The organism is Novosphingobium sp. JCM 18896 (genome assembly GCF_025938095.1).
In the GTDB taxonomy this organism is placed as follows: domain Bacteria; phylum Pseudomonadota; class Alphaproteobacteria; order Sphingomonadales; family Sphingomonadaceae; genus Novosphingobium.
On record NZ_JAPCZF010000001.1, the window covers coordinates 138816 to 157614 of the forward strand.

Here is an 18799-nt window from a genome sequence, read left to right on the forward strand (position 1 = left end):
GGCGTCAGCGCCGGCCGCCTGGGCGCAGCGTCAGCCGCAGCCAGACCTCGCGGCCGTTGTCGTAGGAGCACCAGATCTCGTCGCTGCCCGCCGGTCCCTTGCTCGGGCCGCCCTGGATGCCGCCGGGGAAGAAGATGCCGCCGGCATTGTTCGAATTGAAGCAGAGGCCGCTGGTGTACTGGTTGGTCAGGTTGCTGCCGATCAGCGAGACCTGCCAGCTGTCATCCTCGGCGGCGAGCGTGATGTTGGCGCCGAGCTTGAAGAAGTCGTCCTGGTAGAAGTCGTCGCGGCGCCCGAGGTTGGTCAGATAGCGCGAGGAATACTGGCCATTGGTGCCGAGCCGCAGCTTCATGTTGCGGCCGACGGGAAGCTCGTAGTCGATGCCGAAGCTCGCCTGCCATTCGGGCGCACGGCTGAGCGGCGTATTCGACAGGTCCTGCGCCGAATAGAGGAACGGCGCGCCGGTGGCGGCATTCGTGAAGAAGTTGCCCGTGGCCAGGGCGACGGCGTCCGCGGTCGGGTCGAGCGGCCGCGGCGTCAGGTTGCAGCCTTCGGCGAAGGTCTGGCCGCCGGCGCAAGGCGCGCCGACGAAGCTGGTGAACTTCGCCTTGTTCCAGTTGACCGCGGCGCGCAGGCTCAATCCTTCGACGTCGCGCGGCTGGTAGCTCATGTCGAAATCGACGCCGTAGACGCGTGCCGTGCCGGCATTGCGCGTCGACAGCACCGGCAGGCCGCCGATCTCGGGCGGTTGGTTTATGCCCACCTGCAGGCCGTTGTAGTTATAGTAGTAGCCGGCGAGGTTGAGGTTGAGCTGACGGTCGGCCAGCCGGGTCTTGATGCCGATCTCGCCACCGCGCACGCGTTCGTCGCCGTAGGAATTGTCCTCGCCCGGCGCGATCGGCTGGACGATGTTGTACGAGCCCGACTTGTAGCCCTGCTTGAGCGAACCGAACACGGTCAGGTCGTCGGTCGGGGTGAAGGTCACGGTGAATTCGGGCGACCAGTTCTTCGAGACCAGATCGGGCGCCGTCGGAAACAGCAGCGGCAGTCCCGGATACTGCGTGGTCATGGCGATCGAGCGCCGCTCGTCGGTGTAGCGCACGCCCGCGGCCAGTTCGAGCTTCGGGGTCACCTTGTAGAGCAACTGGCCGAAACCGGATACGGATTCGATGTCGAGGTCGAACGTGCCGGCCACCAGCGACGCAGGGAAGCCGAGCGCCGAATTGCCGGGAAGCCGGGCGTCGTCGTAGATGTCGCCCTTCTGGTAGAAGGCACCCGCAAGGAAGTTGAACGGGCTGTCGAAGTCCGACGACAGACGGAATTCCTGGGTGAAGTCCTTGCGATGATAGAACTTCGAGGCGGCGAAGGCCGAATAGGTGCCGAACAGTGATCCCGAGGTCAGCGAACGGCTCTTCAGGTCGTAGTAGCCGGTCACCGAGGACAGGACGACGGCGGGGGACAGGTTGTAATTCATCTCCAGCGTCGCGAAGGCCTGCTTCACGCGGCTGAAGGGTTTGCCGTCGTTCGGCAGGCCGCCATAGAACGCCGGATTGAGATAGATCTGGCCGGTATCACGATCGACCCGGCAATCTTCCGAGGCCGGGAAGAACGAGGGCAGGGCGATCCCCAGCGAAGGCAGATAGTTCGTCGTTCCCTCGGGGCACGATTTGTACTGAAACGGACCGCCGCCCTCGGTGTATTCGTTCGAGTAGTTGAGCTTGAGGCGCGCGGTGAAACTGCCCGGGTTCTCGTAGAGCAAGGTGCCGCGCAGGAACACGCCCTGGCCCTGGCCGAGCCGATCGGGCGGCTGGACGGCGCCGAGGGCCGGAATGCCCTCCGCACGGTTGCGGAAGTAGCCTTCGGTCGAACTGTAGGCCGCCGCGAGGCGAAGGCCCAGGCTGTCGGTCAGCGGCGTGGAGATGATCGCCTCGCCGCGCAGGGCGCGGGCATAAGCTTCGTAGCCGATCGTGCCGCTGACTTCGGTCTCGCTCGTCGGATCGGCGGTGCGGATCGAAACGACGCCGCCGGGGCTGTTCTTGCCGAAGAACAGCGCCTGGGGGCCTTTCAGCACCTCGACCTGGGCCATGTCGAACAGACCGATCGAATAGGCCGAGCCTTGCGTGAACTGCATGCCGTCGATGTTGAGCGAGACCGACTGGTCGATGCCCGGATCGAGCGAGGTCGTACCGATGCCGCGGATCGAGACCTGCGCGCCGTTTTCGAGCACCGATTGGCCGAGCACGAAGCCCGGTGTGAACTGGGTCACGTCCTGGAGATTGACCACTTGCGCCTGGGCTATGACGTCCTGCGTCAGGACGTTGGCGACGACGGGCACTTCGAGGATCGATTCCTGGCGCTTGCGCGCCGTCACGATGATGTCACCGCTTTCGACCGATGCTCGATCTTGGGCCCGATCCTGAGCCTGCGCCTGTGCCATCGGCGTGGCGACGGCAACGGCGGCGCTCGCCAGCGCGATCACTTTGAGTTGCATGTGATCTTTCCCCTCGTGAGTCGAATTCTTGTTTTTGTGTTTCGGTTTTGATCGACCCGCCGCGCATCGACGCCGAAGATGTCAGTCATCGCGCCGGCCGCCTTGCTCGGAAGATACCACGGCGCAATTTCCGCGAGCGGGCCAAGGGGTAAAGGCCGCGAGCTGAAAACTATGGAGCAATCTCGACGGCGCGTTCTTATCTTTCCCGCAACACCGCAACCTTGGGTGCGATCACGTCGCCTTTTCGAGAATGGAGCCGCCGTTCGATGTGGCTTTTGTCGCCAGGTTCTTCATATCGCTCCGGCGAGGCGGTGCTCTTTGGCGGGAGTAGTTAGATGATCACGTTCCGGGACCGCGGCGCGCGGGGAAGGCTGAAAGGCTCGACGCTCGATGCCTTCTACAGCTTCTCTTTCGGCGACTACCGCGACCCCAAGAACATGGGCTTTCGCGCGTTGCGCGTGCTCAACGAGGATTTCGTCATCCCCGGCGCCGGCTTTTCCGAACACGGCCATGCCGACATGGAGATCGTCACGATCGTGCTCGCCGGCGCGATCGCGCATCGCGACGATCTCGGCAACGAGGCGCTGATCCGCGCTGGCGACGTTCAGCGCATGAGTGCGGGCACCGGCATCCGGCATAGCGAGATGAACCCGAGCCTCGAGGAGCGTGCCCATGCCCTGCAACTGTGGATCATACCGCGTTCCGCGGGCGGTGATCCGTCCTACGAGCAGAAGCACTTTGCGGAGGAAGCGGGGCGCAACCAGTGGGTGCTCGTCGCCAGCCTGGATGGAGAGGGCGCTTCGCTGACGCTGCGGCAGGACGCCCGCCTCGAGATCGCGAGGTTGGACGAGGGCGCCCTTCTGTCACGCGCGCTGTCTCCCGACCGGGGCTACTGGGTCCAGGTCATGGGTGGGATCATCGGGCTCAACGGCACGGAGATGCGCGAGGGCGATGGTGCTGCCATCACCGCGGAAGCGATACTGACGATCGAGGCCGAGACGCGGGCCGAAGTCCTGCTGATCGATTTGCCGTGAGGCGACGATTCGGGCCCTCAGTCTAATCGGCAAGCCGGCATATATCGGTCCACTGCGCACCGACGAGCGAGCAGAGGCGATCCGGCTCGATCTCCACGGACGTGGTACGAGATCCTGCGGCTGGAAAGACGGTGGCAAATGGCCTGATCGAGAGGTCGCAGAAGATTTGAAGGGGCGTGCTCAGACCAAACGGGCAGACGCCGCCGACCGGGTGTCCGGTCAAGGTTTCGGTTTCTGCGGCTTGAAGCATCCGCGGCCGTGCCCCGAACACAGCCTTGCACTTCGCATTGTCGAGCCTGGCGTCGCCGCGGGCGACGACGATCATGACTTGATCGTTGATGCGAAGGGCCAGCGTCTTGGCAATCCGCCCTGCGTCGACGCCGAGGGCCTGCGCCGCCTCGCTCACAGTCGCGACGCTCTGACCGTTTTCTACGATGCGGAGATCGGGCGCATGTTCGGCTAGCCAGGCGGCTGCGGTTTCAGCTGTCAATTTGGGCTTTCCGAATAGAATGGGCTCGCAACCTGGCCTCGGTATAGTACGACGGAGGCCACTGCAAAGCCTGGTCGATGACATTGCCGGCGCTGCTGGACGGCGATTGCACTTAGGGCGGGGCTTACACATCGCGGGCACGAAATTCCCGCAGCGACGCGATTTCCCTGTGTGCCGTTGCTAGTCTCGGAACTCAATTCGGGCTGCCGGGAGATGCATGATGGCGAACGCCGATATCGTCAGGACCTTCCTCCACCATTGGGACGAAAGCGAAATCGACAGCGCTTTCGCGCTGATGTCGGAGGACATCGTCTACAAGAACACCGGGTACCCCGATGCGGTCGGTCACGATGCGGTTCGCAAGACCCTGGCCGCGCTCATCGACGGCAGCACGCCGATGACGTCGGTCATTCATGCCGTCGCGGAAAACGCGGACGGTGTGGTCATGACCGAGCGCACCGATACCCTGCATCATCCCAAAGGGGCGATCTCGTTCCCGGTGATGGGGGCTTTCGACGTGGCCGGCGGTCTGATCACCGGCTGGCGCGACTATTTCGACGCGAGCATCTTCAAGGCGGGCTAGCGGCAGCCGGCGGAGCTCGGCGCTTCGTCAGCCGTTCGCGATGCGTGCGATCGCTTCGATCGCGGCAAGATCGGGATTGCCGAGGCGCAGCAGCGTAAAGCGGGAATCGCGCCAGCGCCGGAAGCGCTCGGCAATGCGCTCGACCGGGCCGATCAGGGCACCTTCGTCGACGTATTCGTCGGGCACGGCAGCCAGTGCCTCGTCCTTGCGACCGGCCAGGAACAGCTCCTGGATGCGCTCGGCGGCGGCACCGTAACCACGCTCTACCATCGCGTTCTTGTGGAAGTTCTTCCCCTGCGCGCCCATTCCGCCAACATAGAGCGCGATGGTCGCCTTGGCGGAAGCCAGCGCGCTCTCGACGTCGTCGGTCACGATGACGCGGACATTGCCGACGATCTCGAGGGTATCGATCGTCCGGGAATCGGCGCGGCGCGCGAGCCCTTCATCCAGCAGATCGAGCTTGGCGGCCAAGGTGTCTGGCGTGAGATGCATCGACAGCCACCCGTCGGCGATCTCGCCGGTCAGGCGGATGTTTACGGGAGTCGACGTGCCCAGATAGATCGGGATGTCGGGATTGCCGTGAAGGATCGATTTGAGCGGCTTGCCGAGGCCCGACGCGCCCGGCCCCTCGTAGGGCAGGCTGATCTCGCTGCCGGCATGGGATACCGGTCCCTCGCGTTGCCAGATCCGGCGCATGATCGCGACATAGTCGCGCAGGCGCGCCGAGGGCTTCCCCCAGGGCTGGCCATACCAGCCTTCGACGATCTGCGGTCCGGACACGCCGAGCCCCACCGCAACCCGGCCCGCTCCGGCCAGGGCGTCGATCGTCTGGGCGATCATCGCGCAGTTCGCGGGGGTGCGCGCCGCGAGCTGGGCAATGCCGCTGCACAGGCGGATGCGGCTGGTCCTGGCGGCGATGAAGGCCAGCGGGCTGAACACGTCGCTGCCGTAGGACTCCGCCGTCCAGATCGAATCGAAGCCCAGCGCCTCGGCGCGCGAGATCGCCTCCATGGGCAGGTCGAGCCGCGCCCCGCTGTAACCGATGTCCAAACCCAGCTTCATGGCGTTTCCCTTTCGAGAGCGGTTCTTCGGGCCTGGTGCGGAGATCGCAAGGCGGATTCGGCAATATCGTGGGGAGAGTATCGGCGGTTCGCACGCGTGAAGAATTTTAGATTGAAGCAGTGGCAATTTATTGATGGTCGACGCGACGGAGAAGCGTTCCCCTGATTTGTAGAGAGGCTTGAGCATGATCACCGAGACCGAGCGCCACGGCGAAAGCGCGGCTGTCGTCCTGTTCGAGATGATCGAGCCGCATCTGGCTCTCGTCACGCTGAACCGCCCGGAAAAGCGCAATGCGGTCAATGGCGAGGTGGCCGCGGCGCTCGAGGTGATCGTCCGCCGGATCGAGGACGATCCGCAGGTGCGTGCCGTGATCCTCACCTCGTCGCAGGACAAGGTGTTCTGCGCCGGGGCGGACCTGGGCGCGGTGGCGAGTGGTACCGGGCTCAGCATGGAGACCGCGCATGGCGGCTTTGCGGGCTTCGTCTTCGCCAATCGCGTCAAGCCCTGGATCGCCGCGATAGAGGGCTTGGCGGTCGCGGGCGGTTTCGAGATTTGCCTCGCCTGCGACATGATCGTCGCCTCGCGCCAGGCGCGCTTTGGCCTGCCCGAGGTGAAACGCGGGCTCATGGCGGGTGCCGGCGGCGTCCATCGCCTGCCCAATCGGATTCCCGCCTCGCTCGCCTATGAGCTGATCGCCACGGGTGAGCCGATCGATGCCGAACGCGCCTATGCCACCGGCTTGGTCAACCGCCTGGTCGAGCCTGGCCAGGCCCTGGCGGCGGCTCGCGATCTGGCCGGACGGATCACGCCCAACGCCCCGCTGGCCGTGCAGCATTCGCTGGCCGTGGCGCGCGCCGGCGCGGCTCTGCCCGACGGTGCGGCACGCGTGCTCGCCAGCGAACGCATGGCGATGCTGCGCAAGACCGAGGATTTCCGCGAGGGGCCGCGCGCCTTCGTCGAGAAGCGCGATCCGGTCTGGACGGGACGCTGACCGTGGCGCGGGGGCTCGGGCCGGGGCAGAATGGCGAGCATCTGAGCTTTTGCCGCCTATGCGAGGCGCTCTGCGGCCTGACTGTCGAGGTCCGGGACGGGCGCATCGTCAAGGTTGGTCCCGATCGCGATCATCCGGTTTCCGAAGGGCACATGTGCGTGAAGGGCGCGCGCATGGTCGACGTGGTGCACGACCCCGATCGCGTGCTCCATCCGCTGCGGCGGACGGGCGGGCCCGGCGAATTCGAGCGGGTATCCTGGGATGAGGCGCTCGACGATATCGCGGCACGTCTGACGGCCATCGTCGCCGAGCACGGCGGCGAGGCGGTGAGCGCCTATCTGGGCAACCCGGCTTCCTTCGCGACGATGCACCCGGCCTATATGAACGGCTTTCTCAAGGCCCTGGGCGCCGACAAGAAGTTCAATTCGATGCACACCGACACGGGGGCCAAGAACCTCGTGCTCGAGCTGACCTACGGCAATCCCTATCGCTACACCTTTCCCGACCTAGAGGATTGCGATTTCCTGATCGTGATCGGCGGCAATCCCGCGGTCTCGCACATGTCGCTGATCTCCGAGCCGCGGGCGCTGCAGAAGCTCGATGCGATCGCGGCGCGGGGCGGCATCGTCGTGGTGGACCCGCGGCGAACCGAGACGGCGAGACGTTACGAACATCTGGCCGTGCGACCGGACAGTGACGTGTGGCTGCTCGCCATGCTGTTGCGCACGGTATTCGAAGAAGGTCTGTTCGATCCCGCCGCGCTCGATGCCCGGGCGCATGGCTGGCGCGAGCTGCGCGACGCGGTGACGGCGGTTCCCTTCGCGCTGGCCGCCGAGCGCTGCGGCGTGAGCGAACAGGCGGCCCGCGAACTCGCGCGTCGCTTCGCCGGCGCCCGCACCGCTGCCTGCTACACGCGGCTCGGCACGGGGCGCGGCAGCTTTTCGACGCTCACCAACCTGATGATCGAGGCGTTGAACATCGTCACCGGCAGGCTGGGGCAGCAGGGCGGCTGGGTGATCGGACAGGCGCCGATCGAGCTCTTCAAGGTCAATGCCAACCCCTATGGCACGCGCCGCTCACGGATCGGCGATCTCCCTCTGGTTCTGGGCATAACGCCGGGCGGATCGCTGGCCGACGAAATCACCACGCCGGGCAAGGGACAACTGCGCGCGCTGTTCTGCGATTCCGGCAATCCCGTGCTGTCCTATCCGCGCGGCGATCGGTTGGAGGCTGCGCTCGACCAGTTGGACCTGATGGTCTCGTTCGATCTCTACGTGACCGAGACCACGCGCTGGTCGCACTATGTCCTGCCTTCGACCACCTTCTTCGAGCGCGCCGATCTCAACGAGCTGTGGGGCGCCAACGCGCCGCGGCCCTGGGTGCAATACGCGCCGCCGGTCCTCGATCCGCAAGGCGAAGCCCGCGGCGAGTATGAGATCTACGCGGCGATCCTCCAGCGCATGGGGCTGCCTTCGCCGCTGGCCATGCTGGGCAGTCCCGCCAATCCCGATCCCACGCCGATCGAGGCCGCCGACGCATTGTTGCGCCATGGCCCCTGGGGCGGCGAGGATGGCCTTTCGGTGGCGAAGCTCTCGGCCGAGCACCCGCACGGGCTGCGCTACATGGACCGGGTCGATGCCGCCGCGACCTTCGACCTCGTCCACTACGCAGACCGCAAGGCGCGGCTGTGGGGTGATGTTCAGGCGGCGGAATTCGCGCGACTGAGCGATGCCGGAGCCCGGCCGGACGGCATGCGCCTGTTCGGCCGCCGTCGCTTGCAGTCGCTCAACAGCTGGATGCACAATTCCGAGCGTCTGACGCGCGGCGACTTGTTCAGCCTTCAAGTCCATCCCGACGACGCGCGGCGCTTCGGCATCGAGGACGGCGCACCGGTGCGCGTGACGAGCGCTGCCAATGCGCTGATCGTCATGGCCGAGGTCACCGACGACGTGATGCCCGGCTCGGTCTGCTATCCGCACGGCTGGGGGCACCGCGGCGGTGGCTGGCAGAGGGCGAATGCGATCGGCGGCGCCAATATCAATCTGCTCGCCTCCGACGACCCCGCCGATTGGGAACAGGTATCGGGCATGTGCCTGCTCGATGGGATTCCGGTGACCCTGGAGCCGGCCTAACGGTCAAGACGCGGGGGGCCTAATTACGCCGGCAAGTCCGCCCTTCGCGGATCGATCTTCACCCTCGCTCGATCAACTCACCCAATTCGTGCAGCTTGAGCTTGCCCGTGGCGGTGCGCGGGATCTGGCGCTCTTCGATGAACACGATCCGCCTGGGCACCTTGTAGCTCGACAGAGTCTCGCGCAGCGCCGTGCGCAGACTGTCCTCGGTGGGCGCGAAACCCTCCGCCGGGACCACGGCAGCGGCGACCACCTGGCCGAATTCGGCATCGTCGAGCCCGGTGACCACGGCTAGTGCCACTTCGGGCAGTTCGTTCAGCGCGGCCTCTACCTCGAGCCGCGACACGTTGGCGGCGCGGGTCTTGATCATGTCGTTGCGGCGCGCGACGAAGTAGAGGCAGTCGTCGGCGTCGATGCGTACGAGGTCGCCGGTAGGATAGAAGCCGTCGGGCGTGAACACCTCGTCGTCGCGGCGCTTGTACATTCCGCGCATCAGCGCACCGCCGCGCAGTTGCAGTTCGCCGATCTCGCCCACGGGCACTGGCGCGCCCGTCTCGGGATCGACCACGCGGCGCTCGTAGCCGTTCACCGGGCGGCCGCAGGCGAAGGGCTTGTCCGCGGGCATCCGGTAGTCGAGCGGTTCGGCGCTGTGCGGCGCGAAGGTCTCGCTCATGCCGAGCATGCCCGACTGGAACTGCGGCGGGATCAGTTCGCCGTTCTCGTCGCGGAACGGGCCGAGGCCGACGATGGCGTCGATGTCGATGCCGCGTGTCGGCGCCAGCTTGCGCAGCCGCGCGAGGCCGTCGCCCCAGCCGTTGAGGCGGTTGACCTTCAGCGCCTTGATCGTCTCGACCACGACTTCGAGATCGGGCGAGGCGGGATAGACCAGCGTCGCGCCCTGGCTCAGCACCTGGAAGAACATCGCCATGCCGCCGAGCCAGAAGGCGGGCAGCATCGGCAGCATGCGGTCCTCGGGGCTTATCAGGAACAGCCTGGCCAATTCGACCGGGTGGCGCGTGACGTTCCATTGCGTGTGGACCACGGCCTTGGGCAGCGAGGTGCTGCCCGAAGTGTAGACGATCACTGCCTCGTCGCTCGGCGCGACCTGCGCCTCGACCGAGGTCAGGATTGCCGGGGAGACCTCCGCGGCGCTTGCGCGCAGATCGTCGATCGCGCCGGCCCAGGGCAGGTCTGCGGCATCGTCGAACCAGACCGCGCGCAGGTAGGGCGCCTCTTCCAGTCGCAGCGCGCCGGGCGCGCAATCGGCGAGCGCGGGGAAGGCGGCCTCGAGCGTCCGTGCGTAGTCGTGGCTGAGGAAGCGCCGCGCCGAGATCAGCACCTGGGTGTCGCTGTTGCGCAGGATGTGCGCGAGTTCCTTGGGCGTCGCCATCGTCGAGACGCAGGTGATCAGGCCGCCGATCCGCAGGCTCGCGAGGAAGGCGGTCGCCCAGAGCAGCCCGTCGGGGGCGATCAGTGCGATCCGCGTGCCCTTGCCCGCGCCGGTCGCCAGCAAGGCCCGCGCCATCTCCCCGCTGCGCCGGTCGAGTTCTGCATAGGTCACGGTTTCGGCAACTGTGGCGATGGCGTCGTGATCGGCGCGCGCGGCGACGAGGCCGGCGAGCATCGCGGGTATCGTGGAGGCCGGTTCGGTTCCGGTCATGGCGCTCTCCCTTTCGGACATCATCGTACCTGAACGGCTCCGGCCCACGCCCCCACCCGACCTCCCAACGATAGTACCCTAGGGAGGTCGGGTGGGGGCGTGGGCCGGAGCCGCCTCCCCGCAACGCGGGTAAACTCAAAATGCCGCGAGGGGCAGGGCGGGTCCACTGGCATTGGCTGGAACGATGATAGGCTTCGTTCCACGCTCCCGATGAGTCGCCGATTGTGCCGCGCGCGGCACCTGTGCGACCCCGTGAGCCAACGATAGAACGAGAGAGGAAGAGACGATGGCGGAGAAGATCGCTTTCGTGACGGGCGCAGGTTCCGGCATCGGCCGGGCGACCGCGCGGCTGTTCGCCGAACGCGGCCATGCCGTGGCGCTGGTCGACATGAACGAGGCCGGCGGGCGCGAGACCGAGGCGATGATCCGCGAGGCCGGCGGCGAGGCGCGCTTCATCCAGGCCAACGTCGCCGACGACGATTCGGTGCGCAACGCGGTCGAGCAGACGCTGGCCGCCTATGGACGGATCGATGCCGCCTTCAACGCCGCGGGGATCGACGGCGAGGTCGGCAAGCTGACCGCCGAGGGCTCGCTCGACAACTGGCACCGGGTGATCGGGGTGAACCTGACCGGTGTCTGGCACTGCCTGCGCCACCAGATCCCGGCGATGCTGGCGACCGGTGGCGGTGCCATCGTCAACTGTGCGTCGACCGCGGGCATCCGCGGCGCGGCCTTCTGTGGCGCCTATTCAGCCTCGAAGCACGGCGTCGTCGGGCTGACCAAGGCCGCAGCGCTCGAATATGCGAGCCAGGGAATCCGCATCAACGCGGTCTGCCCCGGCATGATCGAGACGCCGATGACGCAGCGCCCGGGCATGGGCGAGATCATCCAGGAACTGGTCAAGACCAGCCCGCTCGAGCGCATCGGCCAGCCGCAGGAGATCGGCGCCGCGGTCTGGTGGCTCTGCGGCCCCGACGCCAGCTTCGTCCACGGCCAGGCCGTCGCCGTCGACGGCGCCTTGACCAGCCGCTGAGGCGGACGCGGACATGACCGAATTGCGTTTCGAAGGCCGTACCGCGATCGTCACCGGCGCCGGCGGCAATCCCAGCCTGGGCCGCGCCCATGCGCTGCTGCTCGGCGCGCGCGGGGCCAACGTCGTGGTCAACGACATCGGCGTCGATCCCGAGCAGCGTCACTATCCGGGCGCGGCCTCGGCCGAAGCCGTCGCCGCCGAGATCCGCGCGGCCGGCGGCAAGGCGATCGCGAACACGGCCTCCGTGGCCACGCCCGAGGGCGCCGAGGCCATCGTCCAGGCCGCGCTTGACGCCTTCGGCTCGGTGGATATCCTTGTGAACAACGCGGGGATATCGATCGGCGCCCCGTTCGACCAGATTTCCGCGCGCGACCTCCAGCGGCATATCGACATCAACCTGATGGGCACGATCTGGTGCAGCCGCGCCGCCTGGCCGCACATGAAGGCCGCCGGCTATGGCCGTATCGTCAACATCACCTCGAGCTCGATGACCGGCTTCGCCGACCAGGCCGCCTATGCCGCGAGCAAGGGCGGCGTGTGGTCGCTGACGCGCGCGCTGGCGGCCGAGGGCGAGAAGCTGGGCATCAAGGTCAATGCGGTCAGCCCCGGTGGCTACACGCGGCTCGTCATCTCGACGATGGAGGACGATTCGCCGCTGCTGGCCCACGCCAAGCAGACCCTGCCGCCGCACCTGTCCTCGCCCGCCGTGGCCTTCCTCGCGCACGCGGATTGCCCGGTCACCGGCGAATGCATCGATTCGGTCGGGGGCGAGGTGCAGCGCTGCTATATCGGCCGGACGACGGGCTTCAACGAGCGCGACCACACGATCGAGACGATCGGCGAACGCTGGGCGAGCGTGATGGACACCGACGGCGCCGTCGTGGTCGGCCTGGCGACGATGGACACCTCGGACTGGGGCCTGCGCGCCTACGACGGGGCGGAAGCGTAGTGGAACTGACGGGCCAGGAAACCCGGCTCGATCCGGCTATCCGCAACGATCCGTTCCCGTTCTACCGCGCGCTGCGCGAGGAGCGGCCGGTCTACTACGATCCCGGCCTCGATCTCTATCTGGTGACCCGCTACGACGATGCCGCGGCGGTGCTGCGCGACGACGTCAACTTCTCGCTCGAGCACGGCTACCAGGACCGCTACGGCAACGGCTTCCTCGACGAGTTCGCGGCGATCCTCGAGCGAGACGGCGGCGGCTTCATCCGCGACATGGCGATCGATCCGCCCCAGCACACGCGCTATCGCAAGCTGACCGAGAAGGCCTTCACCGCGCACCGGGTCAAGGATCTCGAAGGGCGCATCCGCCAGATCGTCGTCGGCCTGGTCGAAGCCATGGCCGCGCGTGGCGCGGGCGACGGCATGAAGGACTTCGGCGGCCCGGTGACCGCGCAGATCATCTGCGAGCAGCTCGGCTTCGATCCGCAGGAGGTCACCGCCGAGCGGATCGCGATCTGGACCAAGGCCGTGCTCGACCAGATCGGCCGCATGCAGACGCGCGAGGACATGTTCGAGAACGCGGCCGTCATGTGCGAGCTGCAGAACTACATCATCAAGCACATCAGGGACCGCCAGGCGAACCGCCGCGAGGACATGATCTCCGATCTCGTCCACGCGCGGCTCGACGAGGGCGAGGATGCCGAACCCGTGCTCTCGTGGACCGAGCAGATCGCCACGGTGCGCGGCTTTCTGATCGCCGGCAACGACACCACCGCGGCGGCGATCGTCAACCTGCTGCTGGTCCTGGCGACCGAACCGGGGCTGGCCGACCGGCTCCATGCCCAGGTCGACGACGACCGCGTCATGACGCGCTTCGTCGAGGAGGTGCTGCGGCTGCAGCCGCCCGTGCATGGCCTGTTCCGCACGGCGATGAACGACGTCACGCTGTCGGGCATCACCATCCCGGCCAAGGCGCAGGTCTGCATCATGTATGCCGCGGCCAATCACGACCACGCCAAGTTCGCCGATGCCGACGCCCTCGACATAGACCGACCGAACGTGGGCGCCAACCTGACCTTCGGGCTCGGCATCCACCGCTGCGTCGGCATCGCGCTGGCGCGGATGGAGATCAAGGTCGCCGCGCAGGAGATCATTCGGCGGCTCAAGGACATCAAGCTGGCGATCGACCCGGCCGAGATAACCTATCTGCCGACCCTGGCGACGCATACGATCGAGCGACTGCCGCTGACCTTTGCGCGGCGCTGATGCCACCCTCATCCAAGCTCCGCTAACACCCTGCGGGTGCAAGCTGCGCTATCCTTCTCCCGCCAGCGGGAGAAGGGCGCGCTTACCTTATCCCGCTGGCGGGAGAAGGATACGTAGGCTTGTGAGCGCAGCGAACTAGCCGGAGTTGGATGAGGGTGGCATCACGCAACCCATGACCGCCTTCGCCTACATCGCCGCCGCGCTTGCCGAGATCGCCGGCTGCTTCGCCTTCTGGGCCTGGCTCAAGCTCGGCAAGTCGGTCTGGTGGCTGATCCCGGGCATGCTGTCGCTGGCGCTGTTCGCCTGGCTGCTGACCCTGGTCGACACCGACAACGCGGGCCGCGCCTATGCGGCCTATGGCGGGGTCTACATCGCTTCGGCGCTGCTCTGGTTGTGGCTGGTCGAGGGCGCGCGGCCCGATCGCTGGGACCTGATCGGCGCCGGCGTGTGTCTGGCCGGCGCGGCGATCATCCTGTTCGGGCCGCGGACGGCTCAGCCGTTCTCCACCGCCGCCCTGGCTTCCATGATCTCGCCGATCAGGCTCTTGGCCATGCCCGCCGTCGCCGCGCCGTCGACCGAGAGGATCTGGCCCGAGACCTGGCGCGAGCGGTCGCTCGACAGGAACAGCGCGGCCTCGGCGATGTCGCGCGGGCTCCCCTGGCGCTTGAGCGGCTGCCAGCCCATGCGCACGTCGTTGACCGCTTCCTGGATGCGCTTCTGCAGCCCGTCCTCGTCGGCCGCGGCGAAAGTGCCCATCGGCGTCGGGATGTTGCCCGGGCAGATGCAGTTGACGCGGACCAGGTTCACGCCGAGCTCGATCGCCGCGCACTGGGTGAAGTTGACCACCGCCGCCTTCGACGCGCGGTAGTTGAAGAAGCCGAAGCCGGCCTGGATGCCGCTGATCGACGAGACGTTGATCACCGAACCGCCGCCGTTCCTGGCCATGTGCCGCGCGGCGATCTGGGTGCCGAGCATCACGCCCTTGACATTGACCGCCATGACCCGCTCGAAGGTGTCGAAATCGGCGTCGAGCAGCGAGCCGAAGGCATTGTCCGAAAGCCCGGCATTGTTGACGATCGCATGGAGCCCGCCGAATTCGCCGACCGCGTAGTCGACCAGCGCCTGGACGGCTTCGCGCTTCGACACGTCGGTCTGTTTGAAACGCACGTCGCTGCCGAGGTCCTTCGCCAGGGCCTGACCTTCCTCCTCGAGGATGTCGGCGATGACCACGCGGGCACCTTCCTCGAGGAACAGCTCGACCATGCCGCGGCCCAGGCCGCGCGATCCACCGGTCACGATCGCCACTTTTCCGGCCAGTTCGTTCGCCATTGTCGTCTCTCTCCTCCGCCTCGTCCCAACTTTGGGAGAGTTCCCCACGCCGTTCTAAAGTTCCGCCGCCGCGCCCGCGCCTGCTACATCAAGCGGTGCTATCGACTCAATCGCGGAGACAAGAATGCAAAAGCGACTTCTCGGAGGGACATTGGAGGTTTCGGCCATAGGCCTGGGCTGCATGAGCCTGAGCGGTGCCTATGGCGAGGCCCTGTCCGAAGCAGCGGCGGGCGATCTGCTGCGTGCCGCTTACGATCGCGGCGTCACCTTCTTCGACACGGCCGAACTCTACGGTCCCTTCGTCAACGAGAAGCAACTGGGCGCGGGGCTCGCCGGCATCCGCGACAAGGTGGTGATCGCCACCAAGTTCGGCTTCAAGATCGACGGTCACAGCCCGCAGACCCAGGAATTCGACAGTCGTCCGGAACATATCCGCGAGGTCGTCGACGCCTCGCTGCAGCGGCTGCGCACCGACTACATCGACCTACTCTACCAGCACCGGCTCGATCCCGCCGTGCCGATCGAGGACGTCGCGGGCACGGTCGGCGACCTGATCCGCGAGGGCAAGGTCCGCGGCTTCGGCATGTCCGAGGCTGACGCCGCTTCGATCCGGCGGGCGCATGCCGTCACCCCGCTGACCGCGCTGCAGAGCGAATATTCGCTGTGGTCGCGCAATGTCGAGGACGAGATCCTGCCGACGCTCAAGGAACTGGGTATCGGTTTCGTGCCGTTCAGCCCGCTCGGCCGCGGCTTCCTGACGGGCGGGGTCAAGCCGGACACGCTGCCCGAGAACGACTGGCGCTCGAAGATGGCGCGTTTCGGCGGCGAGAACGGCGCGAAGAACTATGCGCTGGTCGAGGCGCTGCAGGCGCTGGCGGCGAAGACCGGGCACAGCTCGGGCCAGCTGGCGATCGCCTGGGTGCTGCACCAGGGCGAGGACTTCGTGCCGATCCCCGGCACGCGCAAGCTCGAACGGCTCGAAGAGAACATCGCCGCCGCCGACATCGTGCTGTCGGCCGAGGACCTCGCGGCGATCGACGCGGCCTTCCCGCAGGCGGAGATCGCCGGGGGCCGGTACTGGTGAGCGCGGTGACGGCCCTCGATCGCGATCCGGCCATGCTCGTCGCCGAGATCGAGGCGCGCGCGCGGCGGGTGGAAACGCCTTGCGGTGACGGCACGATGGTCTGGCGGATCTGGGGGGAAGGGGAGCCGTTGGTCGTCAGCCACGGCGCCCAGGGCGCGTGGTCGCACTGGATCCGCAACGTCGATGCCTTGTCGGCGGGGCGCATGCTGATCGCCGCTGACCTCCCCGGCCACGGCGATTCCGCCATGCCCGAGACCCGCGACCACCGTGGCAATGCCAAGGCGATCGCCGCGGGGCTGCAGCAGATCCTCGGCGATCGGCCTGCCGACCTCGCGGGCTTCTCGTTCGGCGGCTGTACCTTCGCCCATTTCGCCGCCTGGCATCCCGAGAAGGTGCGGCGGCTGGTGCTGATCGGTACGGGCGGACTCGACACGCCGCTCGGCGAGGTGCTGCTCGGCCGCGTCTCGGGGCTCGAGGGCGAAGCGCGGCAGGCGGCGATCAAGGCCAACCTGCTCGGGCTGATGCTGCATCACCCCGACAGCGCCGACGAGCTCGCGCAGCACCTGCTGCTGGTCAACGCGCGCAAGGCCCGCTTCGACCAGGCGGCCGATCTGGTCCTGCCCGACAAGCTCGCGCGGATCCTGCCCGAGGTGCGCGTGCCGGTCGACGCGATCTGGGGCGAGTTCGACCGGCCGCATCCGGCGCCGCATCTGCAGGAAGCGGTGATCCGCCGGACCCATCCCGATGCGGACTTCCGCGTGATCGAGGGGGCGGGGCACTGGGCGATGTACGAGAGGCCCGAGGCCTTCGACGCGGCGCTGCTCGCGATACTGGCCAAGCCGCCAAGCGCGGCGCGGGTCTGAGGCGGAGGGAGAGGCTGCCATGACCGTATTCACCAACGCACGAGTGTTCGACGGCCGCCAGGCCCTGCCGGGGCTGCACACGGTGGTGCTCGAAGGCAACCGTATCGCCTCGGTCTCGCAGGGGGCGGCCGAAGGCGAGGCGATCGACCTCGGCGGCATGACCCTGATGCCGGGGCTGATCACCTGCCATTTCCACCCCGATTTCTACAAGTTCACCCTGGCCCAGGGCTTCTCCGGCGAGCCCTTGGGCAAGGAGCTGCCACCGGGCGTGCTGATGGCGATCGGCGTGCGCAATTGCCGCGTGCTGCTGGAAAGCGGCTTCACCGGCTATGTCGGCGCCACCGCCGGGCACGATATCGACGCGCAGCTCAAGATGGCGATCGAGCAGGGGATCATTCCTGGGCCGCGGCTGCGCGCCTGTTCGATGCACATCGGCACCACCGGCGATCTCAACCACTCGAAGAACTGGTGGCGCGAGATGACCTCGCCGGGCACCGACACCTTCGTCGACGGACCCGCCGAGATGCGCAAGACCGTGCGCGAATTCATCCGCCGCGGCGCCGAGACGATCAAGCTGTTCACCAGCGCGGGTCACGGCTTCCCGGGGCCGGTGCCGCGCAACATGGAGCGCGACGAGATCGAGGCCGCGGTCCAGGCCGCGCACCACCGCGGCGCCAAAGTCCGCGCGCACTGCGCCGACCGCGCGATGATCGAGGAATGCGTCGAGCTCGGCGTCGACATCATCGATCACGGCGACGAGATCGACGAGGCGCTGATCGCGCTGATGGCGCAGAAGGGCACCGTCTGGGTGCCGAGCCTGATCTATCCCAAGTGCCTGCTCCAGCTCGGCTGGGGCGATGCGCGGATGCAGGAGCTCTACGACCACGTCCGCGCGATGCTGCCCAAGGCGCAGCAGGCGGGCGTCAGGATCCTGATAGGCGACGACTATTCGGGCGTCTTCCGCGAGGTGATTGCCGACGATCCGCTCGACCACCAGGTCGGCAACTATGGCCGCGAATTCGCCTACTATGCCGAAATCGACGGGCTCTCGCCGGCCGAAGTGCTGGCCTGGGGCACGGCCAATGCCGGCGAGGTGCTGACCGGCGGGCGCGACAGGCTGGGCGTGATCGAACCCGGCGCGCTGGCCGACCTGATCGTGGTCGACGGCGATCCGCTGTCCGACCTTTCGATCCTGTCGCGGCCCGAACAACACCTGAAGGCCGTCGTCCGTGACGGCCAGTTCGTCATCGACCGCGTGTCGCAAGCGCGTCTCGCGCCCGCCACGCTCATGGGAGTAGCCGCCGAATGATCCCCGCCCAGCGCAACAAGACCTATATGCAGCTCGCCTTCGTCGTGCCCAATCTCGAAGCGGCGATCGACCATTGGGTGCGCACCGCCGGGGCGGGGCCGTTCTTCGTGTTCGAGGAACTGCACTTCGACGAGAGCACCTATCGCGGCCAGTCGGCCGACGTGCAGCCCTGCCGCGCCGCGATCGGCCAGCACGGCGACATGCAGATCGAGCTGATCCAGCCGCTGACCGAAGGGCCGGGGATCTGGACCGACGTCGTGCCGCTGGGCGGCGCGGGCTTCCACCACACCGGGCTCTACTGCACCGACTACGAGGGCGAGCGTGCGGCTGCGCTGGCGGGCGGCGACATGGCCTTCGAGGGCCTGATGATGGGCGCCAAGACCTGCTATATCGACACCGTGAAGACCCTGGGCTTCATGACCGAACTGATCACCGCGAACCCCGTCGCCGAAATGGTCTTCGGCCAGATCAAGGCCGCCGCCGAAGGCTGGGACGGCAGCGATCCGATCCGGACGATGGGCTAAGGT

16 protein-coding genes and 1 pseudogene are annotated in these 18799 nt (G+C 67.1%); 12 read left to right on the forward strand and 5 right to left on the reverse strand.

What is annotated here, in order from left to right; translation table 11 throughout:
• Positions 1-4 precede the first annotated feature (4 nt).
• Complete coding sequence (locus OLX23_RS00620) at positions 5-2491, reverse strand: TonB-dependent receptor (protein ID WP_264442196.1); 2487 nt, start codon at positions 2489-2491, stop codon at positions 5-7.
• Positions 2492-2826: 335 nt separating this feature from the next.
• Between OLX23_RS00620 and OLX23_RS00625 the strand changes: the two genes are divergently transcribed.
• The gene (locus OLX23_RS00625; RefSeq protein ID WP_264442197.1) at positions 2827-3525 is read left to right on the forward strand and encodes a pirin family protein; all 699 of its coding nucleotides are present in this window, start codon (positions 2827-2829) and stop codon (positions 3523-3525) included.
• A 22-nt stretch (positions 3526-3547) separates the two neighbouring features.
• On the opposite strand, the gene OLX23_RS00630 is transcribed toward OLX23_RS00625, so the two are convergent.
• Complete coding sequence (locus OLX23_RS00630; RefSeq protein WP_264442199.1) at positions 3548-4015, reverse strand: YbaK/EbsC family protein; 468 nt, start codon at positions 4013-4015, stop codon at positions 3548-3550.
• Positions 4016-4235: 220 nt separating this feature from the next.
• On the opposite strand from OLX23_RS00630, the gene OLX23_RS00635 reads away from it, so the two are divergent.
• On the forward strand, positions 4236-4598 hold the full coding sequence (locus tag OLX23_RS00635; protein ID WP_264442200.1) for a limonene-1,2-epoxide hydrolase family protein: 363 nt from the start codon (positions 4236-4238) through the stop codon (positions 4596-4598).
• Positions 4599-4625: 27 nt separating this feature from the next.
• On the opposite strand, the gene OLX23_RS00640 is transcribed toward OLX23_RS00635, so the two are convergent.
• Positions 4626-5846 carry an LLM class F420-dependent oxidoreductase gene (locus OLX23_RS00640; protein WP_264443688.1) on the reverse strand — a complete coding sequence of 407 codons (1221 nt, stop codon included), beginning with the start codon at positions 5844-5846 and terminating at the stop codon, positions 4626-4628.
• Here OLX23_RS00640 and OLX23_RS00645 point away from each other — a divergent pair.
• Together OLX23_RS00645 and OLX23_RS00650 are read left to right on the forward strand one after the other, a co-directional pair.
• Entirely contained in the window at positions 5845-6651 is an 807-nt protein-coding gene (locus OLX23_RS00645; RefSeq protein ID WP_264442201.1) for an enoyl-CoA hydratase-related protein, read from the forward strand. The genes OLX23_RS00640 and OLX23_RS00645 overlap by 2 nt on opposite strands.
• Before the next feature lie 2 nt (positions 6652-6653).
• Entirely contained in the window at positions 6654-8783 is a 2130-nt protein-coding gene (locus OLX23_RS00650; RefSeq protein ID WP_264442202.1) for a molybdopterin-dependent oxidoreductase, read from the forward strand.
• Positions 8784-8841: 58 nt separating this feature from the next.
• Here OLX23_RS00650 and OLX23_RS00655 read toward each other — a convergent pair whose 3' ends face one another.
• Complete coding sequence (locus OLX23_RS00655; RefSeq protein ID WP_264442203.1) at positions 8842-10443, reverse strand: class I adenylate-forming enzyme family protein; 1602 nt, start codon at positions 10441-10443, stop codon at positions 8842-8844.
• Positions 10444-10729: 286 nt separating this feature from the next.
• Between OLX23_RS00655 and OLX23_RS00660 the strand changes: the two genes are divergently transcribed.
• The 4 genes and pseudogenes from OLX23_RS00660 to OLX23_RS00675 all read left to right on the forward strand — a co-directional run.
• On the forward strand, positions 10730-11476 hold the full coding sequence (locus tag OLX23_RS00660) for an SDR family oxidoreductase (RefSeq protein ID WP_264442204.1): 747 nt from the start codon (positions 10730-10732) through the stop codon (positions 11474-11476).
• A gap of 13 nt (positions 11477-11489) precedes the next feature.
• On the forward strand, positions 11490-12425 hold the full coding sequence (locus OLX23_RS00665; protein ID WP_264442205.1) for an SDR family NAD(P)-dependent oxidoreductase: 936 nt from the start codon (positions 11490-11492) through the stop codon (positions 12423-12425).
• On the forward strand, positions 12425-13687 hold the full coding sequence (locus OLX23_RS00670; protein WP_264442207.1) for a cytochrome P450: 1263 nt from the start codon (positions 12425-12427) through the stop codon (positions 13685-13687). Before OLX23_RS00665 ends, OLX23_RS00670 begins: the two co-directional genes overlap by 1 nt.
• 172 nt (positions 13688-13859) lie before the next feature.
• A pseudogene (locus tag OLX23_RS00675) lies at positions 13860-14180 on the forward strand (YnfA family protein); the annotation flags it as partial.
• On the opposite strand, the gene OLX23_RS00680 reads toward OLX23_RS00675, so the two are convergent.
• Entirely contained in the window at positions 14180-15016 is an 837-nt protein-coding gene (locus tag OLX23_RS00680) for an SDR family NAD(P)-dependent oxidoreductase (RefSeq protein WP_264442208.1), read from the reverse strand. The pseudogene OLX23_RS00675 and the gene OLX23_RS00680 sit on opposite strands and share 1 nt — an antisense overlap.
• A gap of 124 nt (positions 15017-15140) precedes the next feature.
• Here OLX23_RS00680 and OLX23_RS00685 point away from each other — a divergent pair, with 124 nt between their 5' ends.
• Genes OLX23_RS00685 through OLX23_RS00700 form a run of 4 tightly spaced genes read left to right on the forward strand, consistent with a single transcriptional unit; the run spans position 15141 to position 18796 of the window.
• Positions 15141-16100 (forward strand): aldo/keto reductase, encoded by a 960-nt coding sequence (locus OLX23_RS00685; protein WP_264442210.1) that lies wholly within the window; start codon positions 15141-15143, stop codon positions 16098-16100.
• Positions 16097-16963: an alpha/beta fold hydrolase gene (locus OLX23_RS00690; protein WP_264442211.1), complete on the forward strand. Its 867-nt coding sequence runs from the start codon at positions 16097-16099 to the stop codon at positions 16961-16963. The genes OLX23_RS00685 and OLX23_RS00690 overlap by 4 nt, the downstream gene beginning before the upstream one ends.
• 19 nt (positions 16964-16982) lie before the next feature.
• Positions 16983-18272: an amidohydrolase family protein gene (locus OLX23_RS00695; protein ID WP_264442212.1), complete on the forward strand. Its 1290-nt coding sequence runs from the start codon at positions 16983-16985 to the stop codon at positions 18270-18272.
• Positions 18269-18796, forward strand: coding sequence for a VOC family protein (locus OLX23_RS00700; RefSeq protein WP_264442213.1), 528 nt, complete (start codon positions 18269-18271; stop codon positions 18794-18796). Before OLX23_RS00695 ends, OLX23_RS00700 begins: the two co-directional genes overlap by 4 nt.
• The last annotated feature ends 3 nt before the right edge of the window (positions 18797-18799 follow it).